General features: G+C 61.9%; 13 protein-coding genes. 4 read left to right on the top strand and 9 right to left on the bottom strand.

The features are described 5' to 3' along the window. Positions 1–147: 147 nt before the first annotated feature. Complete coding sequence (locus FJ936_RS14970) at positions 148–729, bottom strand: hypothetical protein (RefSeq protein ID WP_141906717.1); 582 nt, start codon at positions 727–729, stop codon at positions 148–150. Here FJ936_RS14970 and FJ936_RS14965 point away from each other — a divergent pair. From FJ936_RS14965 to FJ936_RS14950, 4 genes are all read left to right on the top strand, one after another. Continuing rightward, a protein-coding gene (locus FJ936_RS14965) for an IS5 family transposase (RefSeq protein ID WP_181763138.1) occupies positions 728–1,494 on the top strand; the annotation gives its coding sequence in 2 pieces (ribosomal slippage) (positions 728–1,040 and positions 1,040–1,494; 768 coding nt in all). The genes FJ936_RS14970 and FJ936_RS14965 overlap by 2 nt on opposite strands. A gap of 1,066 nt (positions 1,495–2,560) precedes the next feature. Beyond that, positions 2,561–6,529: a DUF5801 repeats-in-toxin domain-containing protein gene (locus tag FJ936_RS14960; RefSeq protein ID WP_141906715.1), complete on the top strand. Its 3,969-nt coding sequence runs from the start codon at positions 2,561–2,563 to the stop codon at positions 6,527–6,529. Positions 6,530–6,642: 113 nt separating this feature from the next. Continuing rightward, positions 6,643–8,358 carry a type I secretion system permease/ATPase gene (locus FJ936_RS14955; protein WP_140717975.1) on the top strand — a complete coding sequence of 572 codons (1,716 nt, stop codon included), beginning with the start codon at positions 6,643–6,645 and terminating at the stop codon, positions 8,356–8,358. Between the two features lie 3 nt (positions 8,359–8,361). Next, complete coding sequence (locus tag FJ936_RS14950) at positions 8,362–9,888, top strand: HlyD family type I secretion periplasmic adaptor subunit (RefSeq protein WP_140793601.1); 1,527 nt, start codon at positions 8,362–8,364, stop codon at positions 9,886–9,888. A 94-nt stretch (positions 9,889–9,982) separates the two neighbouring features. Here FJ936_RS14950 and FJ936_RS14945 read toward each other — a convergent pair whose 3' ends face one another. The 8 genes from FJ936_RS14945 to FJ936_RS14910 form a co-directional block, all read right to left on the bottom strand. Beyond that, positions 9,983–10,285, bottom strand: a complete 303-nt coding sequence (locus tag FJ936_RS14945) for a DUF982 domain-containing protein (protein WP_015317826.1) — start codon at positions 10,283–10,285, stop codon at positions 9,983–9,985. 117 nt (positions 10,286–10,402) lie between these two features. Next, positions 10,403–11,386, bottom strand: a complete 984-nt coding sequence (locus FJ936_RS14940; RefSeq protein WP_140717979.1) for a dipeptide ABC transporter ATP-binding protein — start codon at positions 11,384–11,386, stop codon at positions 10,403–10,405. An 8-nt stretch (positions 11,387–11,394) separates the two neighbouring features. Beyond that, positions 11,395–12,345, bottom strand: coding sequence for an ABC transporter ATP-binding protein (locus FJ936_RS14935; protein ID WP_140793599.1), 951 nt, complete (start codon positions 12,343–12,345; stop codon positions 11,395–11,397). Continuing rightward, entirely contained in the window at positions 12,342–13,313 is a 972-nt protein-coding gene (locus tag FJ936_RS14930; protein WP_141906714.1) for an ABC transporter permease, read from the bottom strand. Before FJ936_RS14930 ends, FJ936_RS14935 begins: the two co-directional genes overlap by 4 nt. After that, a complete protein-coding gene (locus FJ936_RS14925; protein WP_174361997.1) occupies positions 13,313–14,308 on the bottom strand; it encodes an ABC transporter permease in 996 nt (331 codons plus the stop codon). The genes FJ936_RS14930 and FJ936_RS14925 overlap by 1 nt, the downstream gene beginning before the upstream one ends. A 76-nt stretch (positions 14,309–14,384) precedes the next feature. After that, positions 14,385–16,046, bottom strand: coding sequence for an ABC transporter substrate-binding protein (locus tag FJ936_RS14920; RefSeq protein WP_140616442.1), 1,662 nt, complete (start codon positions 16,044–16,046; stop codon positions 14,385–14,387). 18 nt (positions 16,047–16,064) lie between these two features. Further along, positions 16,065–16,970, bottom strand: a complete 906-nt coding sequence (locus FJ936_RS14915) for a proline iminopeptidase-family hydrolase (protein ID WP_140727022.1) — start codon at positions 16,968–16,970, stop codon at positions 16,065–16,067. Between the two features lie 39 nt (positions 16,971–17,009). After that, positions 17,010–18,524 carry a leucyl aminopeptidase gene (locus FJ936_RS14910; RefSeq protein WP_140793590.1) on the bottom strand — a complete coding sequence of 505 codons (1,515 nt, stop codon included), beginning with the start codon at positions 18,522–18,524 and terminating at the stop codon, positions 17,010–17,012. Positions 18,525–18,558 lie beyond the last annotated feature (34 nt).

Below are 18,558 nucleotides of genomic sequence, written 5' to 3'. Positions count from 1 at the left end.
GGTATCGGCAGCACTGGCAAGAGTTCGATCCCAAGGTCGCCGCAGGCGACAGCGACCGAGCCGTTCCTAGGCCGTATACCCATAAGCAATCGACGTCTGAGAATGGTAAGATGCGTCCGTCCAACGGGGCCTCACCACAGGAGGTCGTCAAAACGCTTTGCCGCTGCCGCTGCGATGCGATGTGGTGCCATCGATCAAGCATGAGAAGTCCGGCTGTAACTCAACCATAATGTTGGATACGGCAGGGGCGGCGCTGCTGGGTTCCTTCTCCGCATAGGTGGCCATAATATAGACGCCGCGAGGATGCTCAGCGTTTAGCCTTGCAGTGAGATGCCAGTGTGGCCTGAGCGCGTAAAGTTTCCTGAGCAACGAAAGGAGCATGGCATCAGAGTAGGAGCCGGCCAGGATTTCGGTGGCCATCAATCTCAATTCTCCCGGATTGTCGTTCTCTTCCTCGATGACCCAACCTCGTCCACCGTGGGGCTGGCCAATGATCGCTTCGAGTGCAGGGATGTGAACACGGCGCAGCTTCTGCCTGTTGTTGCAGCGTATGTAGATGCTCCACAAGATCTCGTAGTCACCTGTCCAAGGCTCCGTGCGCTCCGGCATGCCTGGGTAGAACAACTGGGGCATATCTTCGCTCATCATCGACCTTTCATGTCCGCCTTCCACGGTGCGGTCAAGCCTGCGGCTTTCATGTTGCGACAGTTTGTGATTCAGACTGCCCATGAACCAATACGACCTAACCGACTTCGAATGGAGCGCGATCCAGCCGCATCTGCCCAACAAGCCGCGAGGCGTGCCGCGCGTGGATGATCGGCGGGTTCTCAATGGCATCTTCTGGGTATTGCGCTCCGGTGCGCGCTGGGCCGACCTGCCGGCACGCTATGGACCGCCCACCACGATCTACAATCGCTTCAACCGCTGGCGCAAAGCCGGGGTCTGGGACCGCCTGATGGATGCGGCCTCCAAAGCCCACGACGGCAAGGTGCAGATGATCGATACCTCTATTGTTCGCGTCCACCAACAGGGTGCGACGGCAAAAAGGGGGATCGCAATCATTGTCTCGGTCGATCCCGAGGCGGGCTGACAACCAAAATCCATGCTCTTGTCGATGCCAAAGGCAGGCCGATCAAGCTGATGCTCACGGCAGGTCAGATGAGTGACATCGCATCCGCAGCGGACTTGATAACGGAATTGCCGGAAGGGGCTATGCTGCTTGCCGACAAGGGCTATGACGCCAACGCCTTGCGCAATGCCGTCACCGAGCGAAGGGCTTGGGCCAACATCCCTCCCAAGGCCAACCGCAAGGACCCGATCTGCTTCAGCGCCTTCCTCTACAAGGCACGCAACCTCGTCGAGCGCTTCTTCAACAAGGCCAAGCAGTTCCGCCGGATCGCAACCCGATACGACAAACTGGCGGAAAACTACCTCGCTGCCCTCAAGCTCGTCTCAGTCCGCATCTGGCTACGCGATAATGAGTCTACGTCCTAGACGTCTTCACGGACATGTTGCGCCCGAACTTATCACCATTCGCGCTGCGCCTACATCGCGGCGCACGCGTTGCGTATCCAGGCAGACAGCCAGCAGCCCGAGGCTCTTGGACGGGACGGCCAGTTTAGGGGAAGTGTAGCGCTCTACCGACCCGCACCCTCCGGATGCTTGAACCAATGTTATCGAGTCTCCCCTACCTCCTTCAGACGAGTGCGCATCTCGAGGGGAACCGACAAACAGAAAGTTCGAAAAGCTTCCAAGAACCCCAGGCAGACTGGACGCAGCAGCGGACAATGAGGTTCACGGATATCCTGGCGAACATCCGGATCTAGGCGGTCAATGTCGTCGGCAAAAGAGTGTTCGAAAAGGGCAGTCGACGGCTGCGTCGTGGGAACGAAAAAAGAAGAGAAGCAGAACTTTCGTGTGCGATTTTTGCACACAGATGCTCGCAACTGGCTGATTTTATTTATCTATGCGCCCCATCCATCATAGGTGCAGTTAGCGAATTTTGCTTCCAGCATGTTTGATTTTAGTTGCTCTCTGCCGAGGCTGGTCAGTGTTGATCACCGAATAGCGTGCAAAGCCTGTAATCTACTGCATTCTCTTTGCATTTCAAACACTTGGCAGGCGAGAATTGCCGCGATTTCACGGCTGTTCGATGCTGTTTGAATCGGTTTAGATTCATATTAATTTCAAAATGCAATAGGCATATTGAATTATCCACAAATTGGAGTAGCTTTTTAGCTATTGCTAATAAAAGGAGGACGGCATGCACATCCGTGCGTGCCAAGGGAGGGGGGTCATCATCATGGCCTATTTATTGCCTGATAGCATCCGCCGGCTGCGGATGATCCACGCGCGCAGGACACGTCCGCGCGGGAACGCCTGACCGGGGCAGAGCGAAGGGCTTGGACGCCCTCGACGCCCTACCCCGATCCATTCCACCACTCCAGTTTCTTTAACGAGGACGCGTAGCGCCGGCCGTACCGGCGGATGCGCGCCCATGCGGCCGGTTACCGGCGTTGGGGCCGATTTGCGCCTGCCGCAATAACCAGGGAGAATTCCGATGGCACTCGACATCCTCGCCCAAGACATCATCATCGACGAAACGACCGGCCTCCAAGACAATGATATCAACCCGGCCGTTGCGCCGTACAGCACCAACACGACGCTGCAATATCTCGAGACTCTCGGTTCTCCGCTCGAAACCGCATTCCAGGCTAACTTCGTGCGGGCCACGGCGAGCGCCGGAGAAACCATCAACTCGATCGTTCTTACGCAAAACGCTTCCGGCACGCCGTTCTCCACCACGGTTGGCGTGAACAGCAACCTTCAGACTGACGACGGAAAATATATATGGCTGTTCCAGGACGCAACGCATGCGAACGTCGTGATCGGTGTCATCGGCACCTCTGATCCGTCTGCCGCGCCCGTTGCGAATGGCCCCCTCGCCTTCTCGTTTGGTCTGGACTCCACGAGCGCCACAAACGCGGACCTTTACTTAGTCGAGTATGTGCCGTTGCACCATCCGGACGCGACCAACCCGGACGACCGCATCGATCTAACCGATAAGGTGTTCGCATCGGTCGCCGGAACCTCGGTGGTTAATTTCTCGGGCCAGAACGCGGCTCCCGGCAATCATGATTTCTATGTGATCGATTCGGGAAGCGACGCTACGAAGCAGATTTTGGTGACAGGTTTCCTCGGGGCGGCCAATGCCACCGCCAACGTCAGTACACAAGGCTTCGGCGTCAATAACCAGAGCATCAATCCGGCTGAGGCGTTGCAGGTCGATTTCGTGACTGGCGGCACCTTGGCCGCGGGTACCGCTTCGCAGATACAGTACGGCGGCCACCTCGAGAACATTACGCAGGCCGGGTTTACGATCAACCAGATCACGCCTTCCAATCCGAGTTTGCGGGTGGACATCAAAATCAGCACCGTCAATGTCACGGGCAACGAGCAAGGCTTGAACTTTTATGACGGCAGCCCCACCACCCCCGCGCCCATCGCCAGCCTTACGCTGACCGGCACATCCGGGTTTGCGTCGCCGATCACCGCTAATGGCACCTATGCCACGGGAAGCGGCAACGTCACCGTCAGCGGCATGGGCACAGGCACCGTAACCATCACCGGCCTCGACAACGTCACCACCGTCAACATCACCACGAGCAATCCCATGGATCGGCTGACGGTTACGGGGGTCGATGCAAACGAAGGCTGTGACATCACCGAGTTCCATTTCACGGCGCAAAACACCAATGGCCATACCGAGGAGGTCGGCTCTTTCATCAACTTTGACGATGACGGGCCGAGCATATCGACGACCGGCACCGAGCCGACGCTAACCGTCGACGAGACGGTTCTTGGGACCGACGACACCAAGAGCTTTGCCGCCAACTTCAGCCCGGTCTACGGCGCCGACGGCGCCGGAGCGGTCACCTATGCGCTCGCCGTCACGGCCGGTTCGACCGGGTTGATCGACACTGCGACCAACCAGGAGGTCGTGCTGTCGGTCACTGCCGGCGGCGTCGTCGAGGGCCGCACCTCCGGCACCAGCGACCTCGTCTTCACGGTATCCGTCGATGCCAGCGGCAACGTCACCCTCGACCAGATACGTGCCTTGGTCCACTCGGACTCCAACGACCCCAATGACAATGCCACGCTTTCCGCCGACAACCTGGTCAAGCTCACCGCAACCGTTACCGACAAGGACGGCGACCACCAGTCGGCAACGCTCAACATCGGCCAGAACCTCAACTTCCACGATGACGGGCCGAGCATATCGACGACCGGCACCGAGCCGACGCTAACCGTCGACGAGACGGTTCTTGGGACCGACGACACCAAGAGCTTTGCCGCCAACTTCAGCCCGGTCTACGGCGCCGACGGCGCCGGAGCGGTCACCTATGCGCTCGCCGTCACGGCCGGCTCGACCGGGTTGATCGACACTGCGACCAACCAGGAGGTCGTGCTGTCGGTCACTGCCGGCGGCGTCGTCGAGGGCCGCACCTCCGGCACCAGCGACCTCGTCTTCACGGTATCCGTCGACGCCAGCGGCAACGTCACCCTCGACCAGATACGTGCCTTGGTCCACTCGAACCCCAACGACCCCAATGACAATGCCACGCTTTCCGCCGACAACCTGGTCAAGCTCACCGCAACCGTTACCGACAAGGACGGTGACCACCAGTCGGCAACGCTCAACATCGGCCAGAACCTCAACTTCCACGATGACGGGCCGAGCATATCGACGACCGGCACCGAGCCGACGCTAACCGTCGACGAGTCGAGCCTCGGCAGCAACGCCGCCGATTTCGCGGCTGTCTTTACCCCGCATGCCGGTGCGGATGGCGGTGCCATGAGCTACACGCTCGACATCAATCAGGTCACCAACGTCAGCGGCCTGACAGACACCTTGAGCGGCCTGTCGATTCTGCTCTTCGTCGAAAGCGGCGAGGTGGTTGGCCGGGCCGGATCGGCCGCGGGCGCCGTGGTATTCACGGTGAGCGTGGCCGCCGACGGCAACGTGACCCTCGACCAGGAACGTGCGGTCATGCATTCGCCCGACTCCGGACCGGACCAGGCAACAACTTTGGCGGCTGATAATCTTGTCACTTTGACCGCCACCATCACCGATGGTGACGGCGATCAGGCCTCGGACCATGTCAATATCGGCACCAGCCTCATCTTCAAGGACGACGCGCCAACGATCACCGTGCCGTTCGACGGCGACCCGGGTACCGCGGGTATCCAGAACGAAAACCTGGCCAACACGCTGAATGCATCCGCCTCCGGAGCCTTCGGCTACGACATCGGCGCCGATGCGCACCCGGCTGCGTTCTACACCGGCGGCGGTTCCGACTTTGTCGATCAGAACGGCGCGCTTGCCGGCGTCCAGATCGGGCTGAGCGGCACGATCGTCGGCGGTGGCGGCGGCAATGTCCTCACCCCGGATGTGACGCTCGCATCGGAGACCGACACCAACGCAACATTCAACTTCAACTTCACCTACGACAAGGATTCGGCTGCCGGGCTCCAGACCGGCACGGCGGGCGGCACCCTCGTCTTCGACAAGGTCAACGACACTTACGCTATCACCCTGACCGACCCACTCGAAGGCTTCACTTTCGACGTGATTCACACCAGCCAACTCCTGTCCAAGGAGCCCTTGAGCAATGCAGGCCACCCTCCGATCGTGGTGGAGAAGTTGCAGGCGGATGACCCGGGCACGGCGGCCGACGAAGACTTTTACGTGCAGTTCACCGGCAACCTGATCGACAGAAGCCATCCGTTCAGCCTGACGAATAATGGAGAGGGGTCTTCCGGCGACTCCACGTTCAACTCGCTGCCGACGGCCGGTACCCACGATATGGTCAGCAACAGCAATGAAACCTGGGTTTCTGCCACCCAGAGCACTAACGGTGTCGCCGGCGACACGATCCAGAAAGGCGAACTGCTGACCCTGCGGTTCTTCGACAGCAGTGTCGGCATCCAGACCGAGGCTACCGATCCGACCGCGACGGCCGGCGCGATGGCCATCAAGTTCGACGGCATCGGCAACAGCGAAGACCTGATGCTAATCCTCGACCTGACCGACGGCACAAACGAGATCACACGGGCCGTGTATGTCTCGAACTCCGACATCTTCAAGAAGGGTCAGGTGCCGGCCCCTTACAATGGCGAGTTCACACTCGACAACAATGACGGCCTCGTGATCATCGAGCAGAACGACTACAACGCGGCCGGCGAACATTACTCGCTGCAAGGCGTTCAGATCATGCAGTCCGGCAACGGCATCACCGGCCAGGCAATCGACTTGAACGGAGCGACCGGCGCTAGCGGTGGGAGCAACACGACCGCCAGTCTGGTCAACTTCGACCCCGTCGACAACGACGTGCTGAAGATCACGGATATCGGCTTCACCTCGACCGTGACGCAGACGCCGGACGCTCACCTCGACTTCGCTTTCCAGGTGGCGGACGCGGACGCCGATCACACAGCGATGCAGCACATCCTTGTCGACATCGCCTGACACCAGACCCGACGGGGGCGGCATCAGCTGTCCCCGTTTCACACCGGCCGGGTGCCGGCAAGCATCGAAGTGGGGTATCCGTGATGCAGCCAAGACCGCAATTCCAGGAGGTAATGCATCTGGCACGCCACCAGGTCCCCGCCCTCCTCCTCTTCAGCCTGGTCTCCAATCTTCTCCTGCTCGCCAGCACCGTTTACATGCTGCAAATCTACGACCGGGTACTGTCGAGCGGTTCCATCGACACATTGTTCTGGCTCACATTGGCCGTTGTCGGCGCCATCGCCGTCTACGGCATGCTGGAACACGCCCGCCGTATGATGCTGGGGCATATCAGCCAATGGCTGGACGACCAGCTCAGCGTTCCGGTGATCGAACGCGCCATGGACGCGCGGCTCGCCGGCAGCAGCCTCGAAGCCGGCCTGAAGGACGTAGCGGACCTGCGCAGTTTCATCGCCGGCGACGGCATCCTGACCTTTCTCGACGCCCCATGGACACCGGTCTTCCTGGCGTTCATGTGGTTGCTGCATCCCGCGCTGGGCGTGGTCGGTCTTGCCGGCGCCGTGCTTTTGTTCTGTGCAGCGCTCGCCAATGATTTCCTCACCCGCCGCAAGAGCCAGGAGGCCGCGGCCGGACTGCGCCGCAGCCAGACCGCCGTAGGGCAGTTTATCGACGGCGCCGAGACATTGCGCTCGCTCGGCATGTCCGAGCCGGCGCTGCGGCGCTGGGAGGAAAACCAGCAGTCGCTGATGGATATCCAGACCCGGCTCCTGCGGCGCACCACCGTCATCGGCAGCTTGTCGCGTTCGCTTCGCCTAGCGCTCCAAGTGGCGGTGCTCGGGCTCGGCGCCTATCTCGTCCTGCGTCGCGAGCTGACGCCAGGCTCGATGATTGCGGCCTCGATCCTGCTCAGCCGCGCGTTGGCGCCGATCGAGCGCTCTATCGGCGCCTGGCGCGGCCTGGTCAGCGCGCGAACCGCGCGCCGCAATCTCACGAAGCTTTTCGCCGACACCAGATCGATGCAAACGGTTGGCGTCACATTGCCCCGCCCACAAGGCAGGCTGAAGCTCGAGAACCTGCATTACTGCGCGCCGGGAACGTCCCAGGCGCTTGTCAATGCCATAAGCTTCGGCGTTGAGCCGGGCCAGACCTGCGGTGTGATCGGCCAGTCCGGTTCCGGCAAGACCACGCTCTGTCGTCTTATCGTCGGCGCGCTGCGGCCTTCGCTCGGCCATGTCAGGCTGGATGGCGCGGAGGTGTGCAACTGGCCTTCGGACGAACTTGGCATGCATCTCGGCTATCTGCCGCAGCAGGTCGAGCTGTTCCCCGGAACGATCGGCGAGAACATCGCGCGCCTGCGTGACGTCGACAGCGACGCGGTCATCGCCGCGGCGCAGCTTGCCGGCATCCATGATATGATCCTGCGGCTGCCGAACGGCTACCGGACCGAAGTGGGACCGCATGGCGCTCGCATTTCGCGCGGCCAGCGCCAGCGTATCGCGCTGGCCCGGGCACTGTTCGGCGATCCGCAGCTGATCGTTCTCGACGAACCGAACACCGGCCTGGACGGTGAAGGCGAAGTGGCGCTGTTCAACGTGCTCCAGCAACTGAAGGAGCGGGGCCGCACCGTCATTCTCGTCAGCCACCAGACCAATCTCCTGCGCACCGCCGATCATGTCGTCTTCCTCCATGACGGATCGGTTTCGATGTTCGGCACGCGCGACGAGGTGCTCGGCGCGCTCGGCGGACCGCCCAGGCGCATTCCGGTTCCGGCGGCCTTGCGGGAAAAGCTTGTTGCCAACGCGGCAACGAAACTGAACGCAGCGGAGTGAGCCATGAGCGATCGATTTGGCGACTTCTCGACGACGCTGAACCGGCTGACGGACAGCTTGCACGAACTCACCGACAGGCTGACCGCCTCCGCCAACGACCTCAGCACAGCGGTATCGGTTTGGTTGGATGGGACCGACACGCCGTCTCGCATAATGTTGCTGGCGGTGGCTGGCGCGCTCTTCCTGCTCTTGATTGCGGGATTGCTCCGGCGACGCTCGCGCGCCTACCGTGCCAGCAGGCGCAATCTGAAGCTGCGGACGCGGCCGGCGCGAATGCTGGGCTACGCTTCGGCCATCCTTTTCGTAGGCGGCACCGCTGCTTGGTCAAGCGTCGCCCTGCTGGCGAGCGCTGTCGTTGCCAACGGCGTCGTCAGCCCCGAAGGTTATCGTAAGACCATCCAGCATCTGGAGGGCGGCATCATCGGCGCGATCCACGTTAAGGAGGGCGATAAAGTCAGCGTCGGCCAAGTGCTTATCAGCCTGAAGACGACCGATGCGCAAGGGCGATATGACGAGCTGGAGGGGCGCTATGTTCGCCTGTTGGCGACCGAGGCGCGACTTGTTTCGGAACTTGCCGGTCAGGACCGGATAACCTTCCCCAAGGAGCTGACCTCGATCGACAGCGAGAGCGCGCGAAAGGTGGTCGCCGAAGAACAGGCGCTGCTCGACAGCCGCCTCGCAACCCGCGAAGGCCGCACACAGATCCTCAACAAGCGCATCGCGCAGATCGAAGAGCAAAGCACGGGAGCGAGGGATGTCATGGCGGCCGAGGCCGAGCAACTCGGCCTGATCGACCAGGAGATCGCCTCCGCGCAGGAGATGTACAGGAAGGGCCTCGAACGCCTGCCGCGGATATTGGCGCTTCAGCGCTCCCAGGCCGACATTCGAGCCAACCAGGCATCGAACCGGGCGCAGATAGCGAAGAACGATCAGCAGATCGGCGAGACCCAGTTCCAACTCCTCAACCTGCGTCAGCAGGATAGCGAGAGCGCCAACGAGGATCTTGCCAAAGCGCGCACGGATCTCGCCGAATTGCGCAGCCAATTGCCTTCGCGCCAGGACGTGCTGGCGAGGACGGACATCGTCGCGCCAATCGCCGGAACGGTGATGAACCTGCGCGTAACAACGGAATCGGGCGTGATCTCCAGCGGTCAGGCGCTTCTCGACATCGTCCCGAACGAGGCCAATCTGATCATCGATTCCCGCATCAAGCCCACGGATATCGACGTGGTGCATCCGGACATGCCGGCCCGTGTGGTGCTGTCGGCCTATCCAACCAGACACCTGCCGCAAATCCATGGCCTGCTGACCTCGATTTCGGCTGACCGGCTGACGGACGAGAGAACCGGAGAGCCTTATTTCCTTGCCAAGGTCAAGATCGACGCGGCCGATCTCAGGGATCTGCATGACATCCATCTATCGCCCGGCATGCCGGCGGAAGTCATGATCCTGACCGGCGAGCACACGCTGCTGGACTATATGTTGGCGCCGGTTCGCGATTCGCTCAATCGTGGGTTCAGGGAGAATTGAGAAGCGATACCCACCGACCTGCCCCGAGGGTCAAGCATAACCTCCATCGCGCCCGTAAGGGGCGCGATCCACCAAAGGCAGAGGGGCGTGGCGGCTATCGCCGCAGCGCGTGTATGCTCGCCATGCTGTCGCTGCCCATCGGCAGTGCCATGTCATCGTCGAGAAGCCGCGTGATCCGGGCAAATCCGGTGAACGCCTTTCTGGCTTCCTCCGCCGACATCTGTCCCGACAGGGCAGCCGAGCAGCAATTCAGCGCGCACTGATACACTGGCCCACGTCGTCCCGTCGGCCATTTACGCAAGAAAACCATCGCCTCGGCGACACTATCCACTTCTTCTACAGGATGCCCCTGCCCGCGCGATATCCGCACGGGCGCAAAGAAATGCAGGTAGTCCATTGTTTCCTCCCGGTCGATCAAGATGCGCTCGATCGAACCTTATGAAACGCCCCGCCTGGCGATTTGTTCCATATGGAAACAGAATTTTTAAAAAATTCTGGATCGGAATGAGGTCGGTTATACCGTCGGGAAGTGGCAAGCCGCTTTGCGGCCGGATTGGTGCTCTCTCAGCTCCGGCCGTTCCGAACGGCAGCGCTCAACCGCGATTGGGCATCGGGGGTGGAAACGGCAGCCGGAGGGCGGGTTGAGCGGGCTCGGTACGTCGCCTGTAAGGATAATACGCTTACGCGTCCCACTGGTCGTCTGCACGACGGGAACGGCCGAGATCAAGGCTTGGCTGTAAGGGTGGGCCGGGGCTGAAAACACCTCTTCCGCCGGTCCTTCCTCGACGATCGAGCCGAGATACATGACCGCGATGCGGGTCGAGACCTGACGCACCACGGACAGATCGTGGGCGATGAAGACATAGGTGAGGTCCAACTTTTCCTGGAGATCGGCAAGCAGGTTGACGATCTGCGCCTGTACGGACACGTCGAGCGCGGAGACAGGTTCGTCGAGAACGACGAGATCGGGATTGAGGGCGATGGCGCGCGCAATGCCGACACGCTGGCGCTGCCCGCCCGAGAATTCATGGGGAAAGCGCATGACATGGTCCGGCAACAGTCCGACGAGGTCGAAGAGTTCCGCGACGCGGCTGGCGATCTCGCGCGATGAAAGCCTGCCATGGATGCGCAGCGGTTCGGCCACCAGGTCGCCGACGCGCCGGCGCGGATTGAGCGAGGCCGACGGGTCCTGGAAGACCATTTGCAGGCGCCGCCGCAGCGGCCTCAGTTCAGACAGTGACTTCGAGGTGATGTCGTCGCCTTCGAACAGGAGCTTGCCGTCCGAAATGTCGTAGAGCCTGACCAGGCATCGCGCCAGCGTGGACTTGCCGCACCCGGACTCGCCGACCAATCCAACGGTTTCGCCGCGCCGCACTGTCAGGGAGACATTGTCGACCGCGTGGACGGTTCGCCTGCCCTCCGCGGAAAAACGGCTGCCGATCGAGAAGCGTTTGCCGAGCCCGCGCGTTTCGAGGATTGGACGGTCTTTGTCGATCATCGGTCCGCTCATGTCCGGAAACAGGCCGCCGCGTGCGTGGCGGCGCCAAGCTCGGGCTTGCCGGTTAGGCAGGGCTCGTACCCGACGGGGCAACGCGGACCGAAGGCGCAGCCTTGCGGCAATCGCAGCAGCGATGGCGGAGACCCGGGAATGGCCGGCAGGCGGCGGGGTTTGGCACCGGTCAGCGGCGGGATCGAACCAAGCAATGCACGCGTATAGGGGTGTCGCGGGTCGGAAAACAGCTCCGTGCGGCTGCCGCGTTCCACGATGCGGCCCGCATACATCACCATGACCCGGTCGGCGAGTTCGGAGACCACGCCCATGTCATGGGTGATGAAGACCACCGCCGATTTGTGCGTGGCGCGCAGCTTGCGCACGAGATCGAGAATGCCTGCCTGCACCGTGACGTCGAGCGCCGTGGTCGGCTCATCCGCCACCAGCAGCGCCGGGTTGCAGGACAGCGCCATCGCGATCACCGCCCGTTGGCGCATGCCGCCGGAGAGCTGGTGCGGATAGCGCGACATTGCTTCGTGCGGATTGGGGAAATTCACCTCCGCCAGCAGTTCCTCCACGCGCTCCATGGCTTTGGTTTTGCTGACGTTGCGATGCGCGCGGATCTGTTCGGCGATCTGCCAGCCGATGGTGTAGACCGGCGTCAGCGCCGTCATCGGATCCTGGAAGATCATTGCGATCTCGTTGCCCCGCAGGTGCCTCAGTTCGCGCGGCGGCAGTCCGACCAACTCGCGACCCTTGTAGCGGATCGAGCCTTCGATGATGGCGTTGGGATCGGTGATAAGCCCCATCACCGCAAGCAGCGACACGGTCTTGCCGGAGCCGGACTCGCCGACGACACCGAGAATTTCGCTTTCCGCGAGGTCGAAGGAAACACCATCGATGGCCCTCACCAGGCCATCATCGGTCCGGAAGGATACACGGAGATCACGCACCGACAATATCATGATGTCCTCAGGCGCGGATCGAGAAGGATGTAGACGAAATCGACGACCGCGTTGGCGACCACCACGAACATGGAAGCGTACATCACCGTCGCCATGATCATTGGCAGATCGAGGTTCTGCAGCGCGTCATAGGTGAGCTTGCCGATGCCGTGCAGCCCGAACACCACTTCGGTCAGGAGGGCCGAGCCGCCCACCAGTGCGCCGAAGTCGAGACCGAACAAGGTGACGAAGGAGATGAGCGACGTGCGCAAGGCATGGCGCAGCAGGATGCGGGTCTCCGACAAGCCCTTGGCGCGGGCCGTGCGGATATAGTCTTCCTGCAGGGATTCGATGATCGCCGCGCGCAAGACCCGCCCGTAAATGCCGATGTAGAGGATGGCGAGCGTGATCCAAGGTATGACCAGCGTCAGGAACCAGCCTTTCGGGTCGTCGGAAAAATTCTTGTAGCCAAGCGGCGGCACCCAGGAAAATGCCCAGCTGTCGTGATAGCGGCTCTGGGTGATCAGGTTCATCACCTCGCCCAGCCAGTAGACCGGCATGGAAATGCCGAGCAAGCCCAACGCCATCAGCAGCCTGTCCAGCCAACTGTCGCGTGTGGCGGCGGCGATGATGCCGATGATGATGGACACCACCACCCACAGGATCGCCGCGCCGAATACCAGCGAAAGCGTGACCGGGATCGAATCCAGCACCGCCGGCACCACCTTCCAGCCGCGATTGACGAAAGAAGTCAGATCGCCCGTGACGAAGATCTTCTCCATCATCGTCACGTACTGCACGTAGAGCGGCCGGTCGAAGCCGAAGCTGTGGCGTACCGCCTCGAGCACTTCGGGCGATGCATTGCGGCCGGCGATGCGGGCCGCGGGGTCGGCGCCGGGCGTGGCGAAGAAAATCAGGAAGACGATGACCGAGATGCCGAACATCACGAACAGCATCTGACCGAAACGGCGCAGGATGGCGTAGATCATCAGTCGCGTCCCAGCCGAACCTTCGAGCGCGGGTCGAGCGCGTCGCGCAGGCCGTCGCCGAAGACATTGAGGGTCATGACCGAAATCGCGATCGCCAGGCCTGGCACCAGCGCCACGAGTGGCCTGGTGTAAAGCAGCGCCTGCCCGTCCTGGATGATGGTTCCCCAGCTCGCCGCGGGCGGCTGGACGCCAATCGAGAGGAAGGAGAGCGCCGATTCGGTAAGCATGTTCAGCGCCATCATCAGCGGTATGAACACGATGAGGGTGGTGGTGATGTTGGGCAGGATGTCGCGCCACAATATCCGCCATCCCGGTACGCCCAGATTGATCGCGGCCAGAACGAACTCGCTGTGCCGCAGCGACAGAACCTGCCCCCGGATCGGACGCGCCACATAGGGTATATAGACGATACCGATGATGATGACCGGCAACCACAGGCTGCCGGACTCGATCTCGATCGGTCCGATCGAGATGCCTTGCGAAATTGTGACGATGGAAAGCGAAATCGCCAGGAGATAGATCGGAAATGCCCAGAGCACATCCAGCAAGCGCGACAGAACCGTGTCGGTAACGCCGCCGAAATACCCCGCGATCAATCCCGCTGCCGTGCCGAGGACCAGCGTGAAGATGGTCGCGGCCCCGGAGATCAGCAGCGAGCTCAGCCCGCCATAGAGCATCCGGGCCATGACATCGCGCCCCTGGCTGTCGGCACCGAGGAAATAGTTGCCGACCCGCCAGGTCGGGCCGAGCGGCGTGTAGCCAAGCCCGAGCCCCTCTGTCGATTGTTCCATCACCGGAACGTCGGCACCGTCGATCTGAATGACGGCGTCGAGCGTCGAGGCGAAGGGGTCTGTTCCTGCCCATTTCGCGTAGAGAGGCGCACTGAGGCAGGCAAGGACGATGACGAGGAACACGGCCAGGGACGCCATGGCGGCCCTGTTTCTTGCCAGCTTCGCAAACGCGACGGCCCAGGGCCCTCGCGTTTTGCGCGGCACGGCAGCGACTTGGTACGACACGGACGTGCCCTCCGCGGTTCGTTACTGCATCCAGGCCACTACTGTACCCAGGCCATTACTGTACCCACGACTGGGTGATCATCCAGTTGAACTGCCGGTTGAACTTGAAATTGCCCACGCGCTTGCTGACGAAGTCAAGCCGCTTCGGCGTAAAGAGGCCGACGGCCGGTGCCTTGTCCGTGACTTGCCTGTCGATTTCGGCCCACATTTTGTCGGCGGCTTTCTGGTCGGTCACACCGAGGTCCAATGCCTTCTGCATTTTGGCGTCGATATCCTTGTCGCAGAAGCCGGCGATGTTGATCGAAGCGTCCGAACCTTCACGGAAAGATGCGCAGCTGAACAGGATGTTCAGGAAGTCCGAAGCCGCGGGATAGTCCTTGTACCATTGGGTGACGGACATCTGCACTTTGTTGTTGGTGTTCTGGATGTAGGTGAACTGGATGTTCGACGAGATCGGCTTGACGTCGGCGACATAGCCGATGGTGGTCAGCACGCTCTGCAGATAGACGCCGATGGAGCGGGAAATGGCCGTGTCCTCGACGATGATGGTCACCTTCTGGCCCTTGGTGCCCGATTCCTCGACGAGCTGCTTTGCCTTGTCGAGGTCTGGCGCCGACCACTTGGCGCCGGGGTTCTTGGTGAAGGGGCAGTAGTCTTCGTGGCCGGGGAAATCCGGAGGCAGGACCTGACACACCGGCGAGGCCAGCACCTTGCCGCCGAACAGCTTGACCAGCGTGTTGCGGTCGACCGCGTAGGCAACGGCCTGCCGCGCCTTTTCATTGTCGAACGGCGCCAGCCGGTTGTTGAGCGGCGCATACCACCAGGCCGAGAGCGGCGAGATATGCAACTGGTCCATGGCCTTGGTACCGAGTTCGCCGAGACGATCGCTGGGCAGCGCGTCGAACATCCAGTCGGCTTCCCCGTTCTGGATCGCGGTGACGGCAGCTTCCTCGGAGAGGCCGAAATCATACTGGACGACATCAGGATAGCCGTCCGGCTGGGCGTCCTCGCTCCATTGCTTGAAATTGGGGTTGCGGGTCACCGTCATGCCCTTGTTGGGATCGAAGGCGGAGATCATGTAGGCGCCGGTGCTGGGGATGGGCTTGGAGCCCATGTCTTCCGCGGGCGTGTCCGCCGGCAGAACCACGGCATGCGGCAACGCAAGCTTGTAGAGGATCTCGGCGTCCGGCTTGGTGAGATTCAACGTAATGGTGCCTGCCGCTTCGTCGCCGACAACGCCGCCTTCCAGCGTGCAGCTCTTGGTTTCGGCAAGGCATTTGTCGGCGCCGACGATGCCGGCATAGAAGGTGCCCGAGGTCGGCCCCGAGACCTTGAAGATGCGCTGGAAGGAAGCAACGACGTCCTTCACGCCGAGATCCTTGCCGTCGGAGAACTTGATGCCCTTGCGCAGTTTGAAGGTGAAGGTCTTGCCGTCATTGGTCACCTCGGGCAGCGCCTCGGCCAGATCGGGGACGATGGTGAAGCCGTCCATGCCCTCGGCCTTGCGGAAGGCGACCAGCCCGTCATAGATCGGCTGATACATCTGCCAGCCCTGGTCGGTGTAATTGATGTGCGGATCGAGCGTTCCGGCGGCCGAGCGGGCCAGCAGGCGAATAGTGCCGCCGCGATGTTCCTTGAGGTATTCGGCCTGTGCCGGAGCCAGCCACGAGCCGGCCAGCAATGCCGCGGCTGAGGCCGCCAAGAGCAGTTTCTTCATGTCGCAGTTCCCCTTTTTTCAGTTGTCGTTGTCGTCCAGGAAGTCTCCCACCACCCGCATGCATAGATCCTGCTCTTCGACATGCGGCATATGGCTGGAATGCTCGAATACCTGCCAGCGCGATCCCTCGATGCCGTCCTTGAACGGCTGCACGGTCGCGGGCGTGGCTTCGTCGTAACGGCCGGAAATGATCAGCGTCGGAACATCGACGGCGGGCAGCCGATCGATGATGCTCCAGTTCTTCAGCGTACCGATGACATGGAACTCGTTCGGCCCGTTCATGACGTTGTAAACGGTCGGATTGCGCACGACCTGGGCGAAGGTCTCGGTCACTTCGGCGGGGAACGGAACGATCCGGCAGACATGTCGCTCGTAGAACACCATAGTCGCTTGCTGGTAGTCCGGATGATCCGTCGTGCCAGCCTGTTCGTGCCGGGTCAGCGTCTCCTGTACGTCCATGGGCAGGTCGGCGCGCAGCCGGTTGGCCTCTTCTACCCAGAGCTTCATGGACGCCGGCGAGTTGGCGATGGTCAGCGACTTCAGGCCCTTCGGCCGCGTCACCCCATACTCGGCGCCCAACATGCCGCCCCAGCTCTGCCCGAGCACATGGAAGCCGCCGCGGATGCCGAGATGGTCGACAAGGTTTTCAAGCTCGTCGATGAACAGCCTGGGTGTCCAGAAATCGGCGCCTTTGTCCGGCAGCAAGGTGGAATTGCCGCAGCCCAGCTGGTCGTAGTGGATGACGGCGCGGCCTCTTCGGGCAAGAAGCTTGTAGGCATCGACGTAATTGTGGGCGGCTCCCGGCCCGCCATGCAAAATGACGATCGGAGCCTTGTCGGCATCGAGGTTATCGCTGACGCGATACCAGGTTTCGTAGTCGCCGAAATCGGCCCGCCCTTCCCTGGTGACGATCTCCGATGACATCCCGATCTCCTGAATGTTTGAAGGCATGCCGCTGGTCACCTAATTTGCAACCCGGCTGGAGCGAACCCATTCTTCCAGCATCTGCACGCCGAATGCGGTAGCGCCTTCCCGGCCCAGGGGCTGATCCTTCTCGGTCAGTTCCTTGCCGGCGATGTCGAGATGCACCCAGGGGCGGTCTTCCGTGAAGTGTCGCAGGAACGCCGCGGCGTAGGGAGCGTCACCGTCTTCCATGTCCTTGGCGTGATGTCGCAGGTCCGCGAACGGCGATTGCAGGCCCTCGTCATAAGCCCGGTCGAGCGGCAGCTGCCAGAACCGCTCGCCGACCATTTCTCCGGCCGCGATCATCCGCGAGGCGACGGCATCGTCGGTGCTGAAGAGACCGGCGAATACCGATCCAAGACCGCGCATCACCGAATAGGTCAAAGTGGCAAGGTCGACGATCACCGACGGATTGAAGCGCGAGGCGGTATAGTAGAGGCAGTCGGCCAGGATCAGGCGGCCTTCCGCATCCGTGTCGAACACTTCCACGGTTTGCCCGGAAGCTGTCGTGATGATGTCGCGCGGCTTGAGCGCGGTGCCTGACGGCATGTTCTCGGCAATGCCGAGCACGCCGACGGCGTGCACCGGGCTGCCTTGCCGGGCCAGCGCGATCAGCAGGCCGACCACCGCGGCCGCACCGCCCATGTCGGCCTTCATATCGAACATCTGCTCGCCGCGCTTTATGCAGAGACCGCCGGAATCAAAACAGACACCCTTGCCGACGAACGCCAGCGGCTGCGCGGGGGCGCCCTTGCCGCGATAGCGCAGGACGGCGACCCGTGGCGGCCGCACCGAACCCGCACCCACGGCCAGGATCGCGTTCATGCCGAATTCCCTGAGCTTCGCCGTATCGAGTATCTCGACGTCGATGCCGGCTTCGCGCAGAGGCTCCAGGTGATCGTGGAAATTGTCGGGATGGAGATGGTTTGGCGGCAGGTTGACCAGTGTGCGCGCATATTCGACGCCATCCGCGATGGCATTGATCCGCGCCAATGCTGAATTCAGCTCCGGACCGCCGGCCCCGACCAGTTGCACCCGCAGGGTCCGATCGGCCCCCGCCCCTTGGCGCCGGTTGCGCATGTCGAAACGATAGCGCCGCAGCCGCATGCCAAGCGCGACTCTTGCCAGGATTTCCGCTCCCGGCAGACTTATGCCGGCAATGGGGTCCAGGACCAGGGTGGCCGCGCATTCCCCTTTGCCCTCCAGATGCGCGGCAAGCAGGCCGCCGGCACGCGCCAAGGAGAGTGCGGTGACGGCCTCGGCCTTGCCCATGGCCAGGACAATCACGCGCCGCGCCGATACCGCCTGGGGGGCGATGACATCGATACAGGCGCCGGATTCAGCCAAGGCAGCCGCATCGGCACAGGCCCGGGAGAGGATCCCGCCCATTTCGGTGTCCAGGGCCGTTGCCCGCGGGCCAAAGCCGGTTTGAGCGGCCTGCAAGATCACGACGACGGAGGTTTCAGCGGAAAGCTCGTCCGCCGTTTCAAAGACCGGCACTGGCGATTGAGGCATAGGTAGGCGTTCTCCTCTTTGCGGGGCTTTGGCC

It is taken from the genome of Mesorhizobium sp. B2-4-13, from assembly GCF_006658535.1.
In the GTDB taxonomy this organism is placed as follows: Bacteria; Pseudomonadota; Alphaproteobacteria; order Rhizobiales; family Rhizobiaceae; genus Mesorhizobium; species Mesorhizobium australicum.
The sequence above is the reverse complement of the archived record's forward strand: the minus strand, read 5'-3'. Positions and strand labels throughout refer to the sequence as shown.

What these genes read in the sequence shown, in the direction of transcription:
- FJ936_RS14920 (WP_140616442.1), bottom strand. Translation starts at nt 16,046, where the DNA reads ATGAAGAAACTGCTCTTGGCGGCCTCAGCCGCGGCATTGCTGGCCGGC.
- FJ936_RS14950 (WP_140793601.1), top strand. Translation starts at nt 8,362, where the DNA reads ATGAGCGATCGATTTGGCGACTTCTCGACGACGCTGAACCGGCTGACG.
- FJ936_RS14935 (WP_140793599.1), bottom strand. Translation starts at nt 12,345, where the DNA reads ATGATATTGTCGGTGCGTGATCTCCGTGTATCCTTCCGGACCGATGAT.
- FJ936_RS14970 (WP_141906717.1), bottom strand. Translation starts at nt 729, where the DNA reads ATGGGCAGTCTGAATCACAAACTGTCGCAACATGAAAGCCGCAGGCTT.
- FJ936_RS14955 (WP_140717975.1), top strand. Translation starts at nt 6,643, where the DNA reads ATGCATCTGGCACGCCACCAGGTCCCCGCCCTCCTCCTCTTCAGCCTG.
- FJ936_RS14960 (WP_141906715.1), top strand. Translation starts at nt 2,561, where the DNA reads ATGGCACTCGACATCCTCGCCCAAGACATCATCATCGACGAAACGACC.
- FJ936_RS14940 (WP_140717979.1), bottom strand. Translation starts at nt 11,386, where the DNA reads ATGATCGACAAAGACCGTCCAATCCTCGAAACGCGCGGGCTCGGCAAA.
- FJ936_RS14945 (WP_015317826.1), bottom strand. Translation starts at nt 10,285, where the DNA reads ATGGACTACCTGCATTTCTTTGCGCCCGTGCGGATATCGCGCGGGCAG.
- FJ936_RS14910 (WP_140793590.1), bottom strand. Translation starts at nt 18,524, where the DNA reads ATGCCTCAATCGCCAGTGCCGGTCTTTGAAACGGCGGACGAGCTTTCC.
- FJ936_RS14915 (WP_140727022.1), bottom strand. Translation starts at nt 16,970, where the DNA reads ATGTCATCGGAGATCGTCACCAGGGAAGGGCGGGCCGATTTCGGCGAC.
- FJ936_RS14930 (WP_141906714.1), bottom strand. Translation starts at nt 13,313, where the DNA reads ATGATCTACGCCATCCTGCGCCGTTTCGGTCAGATGCTGTTCGTGATG.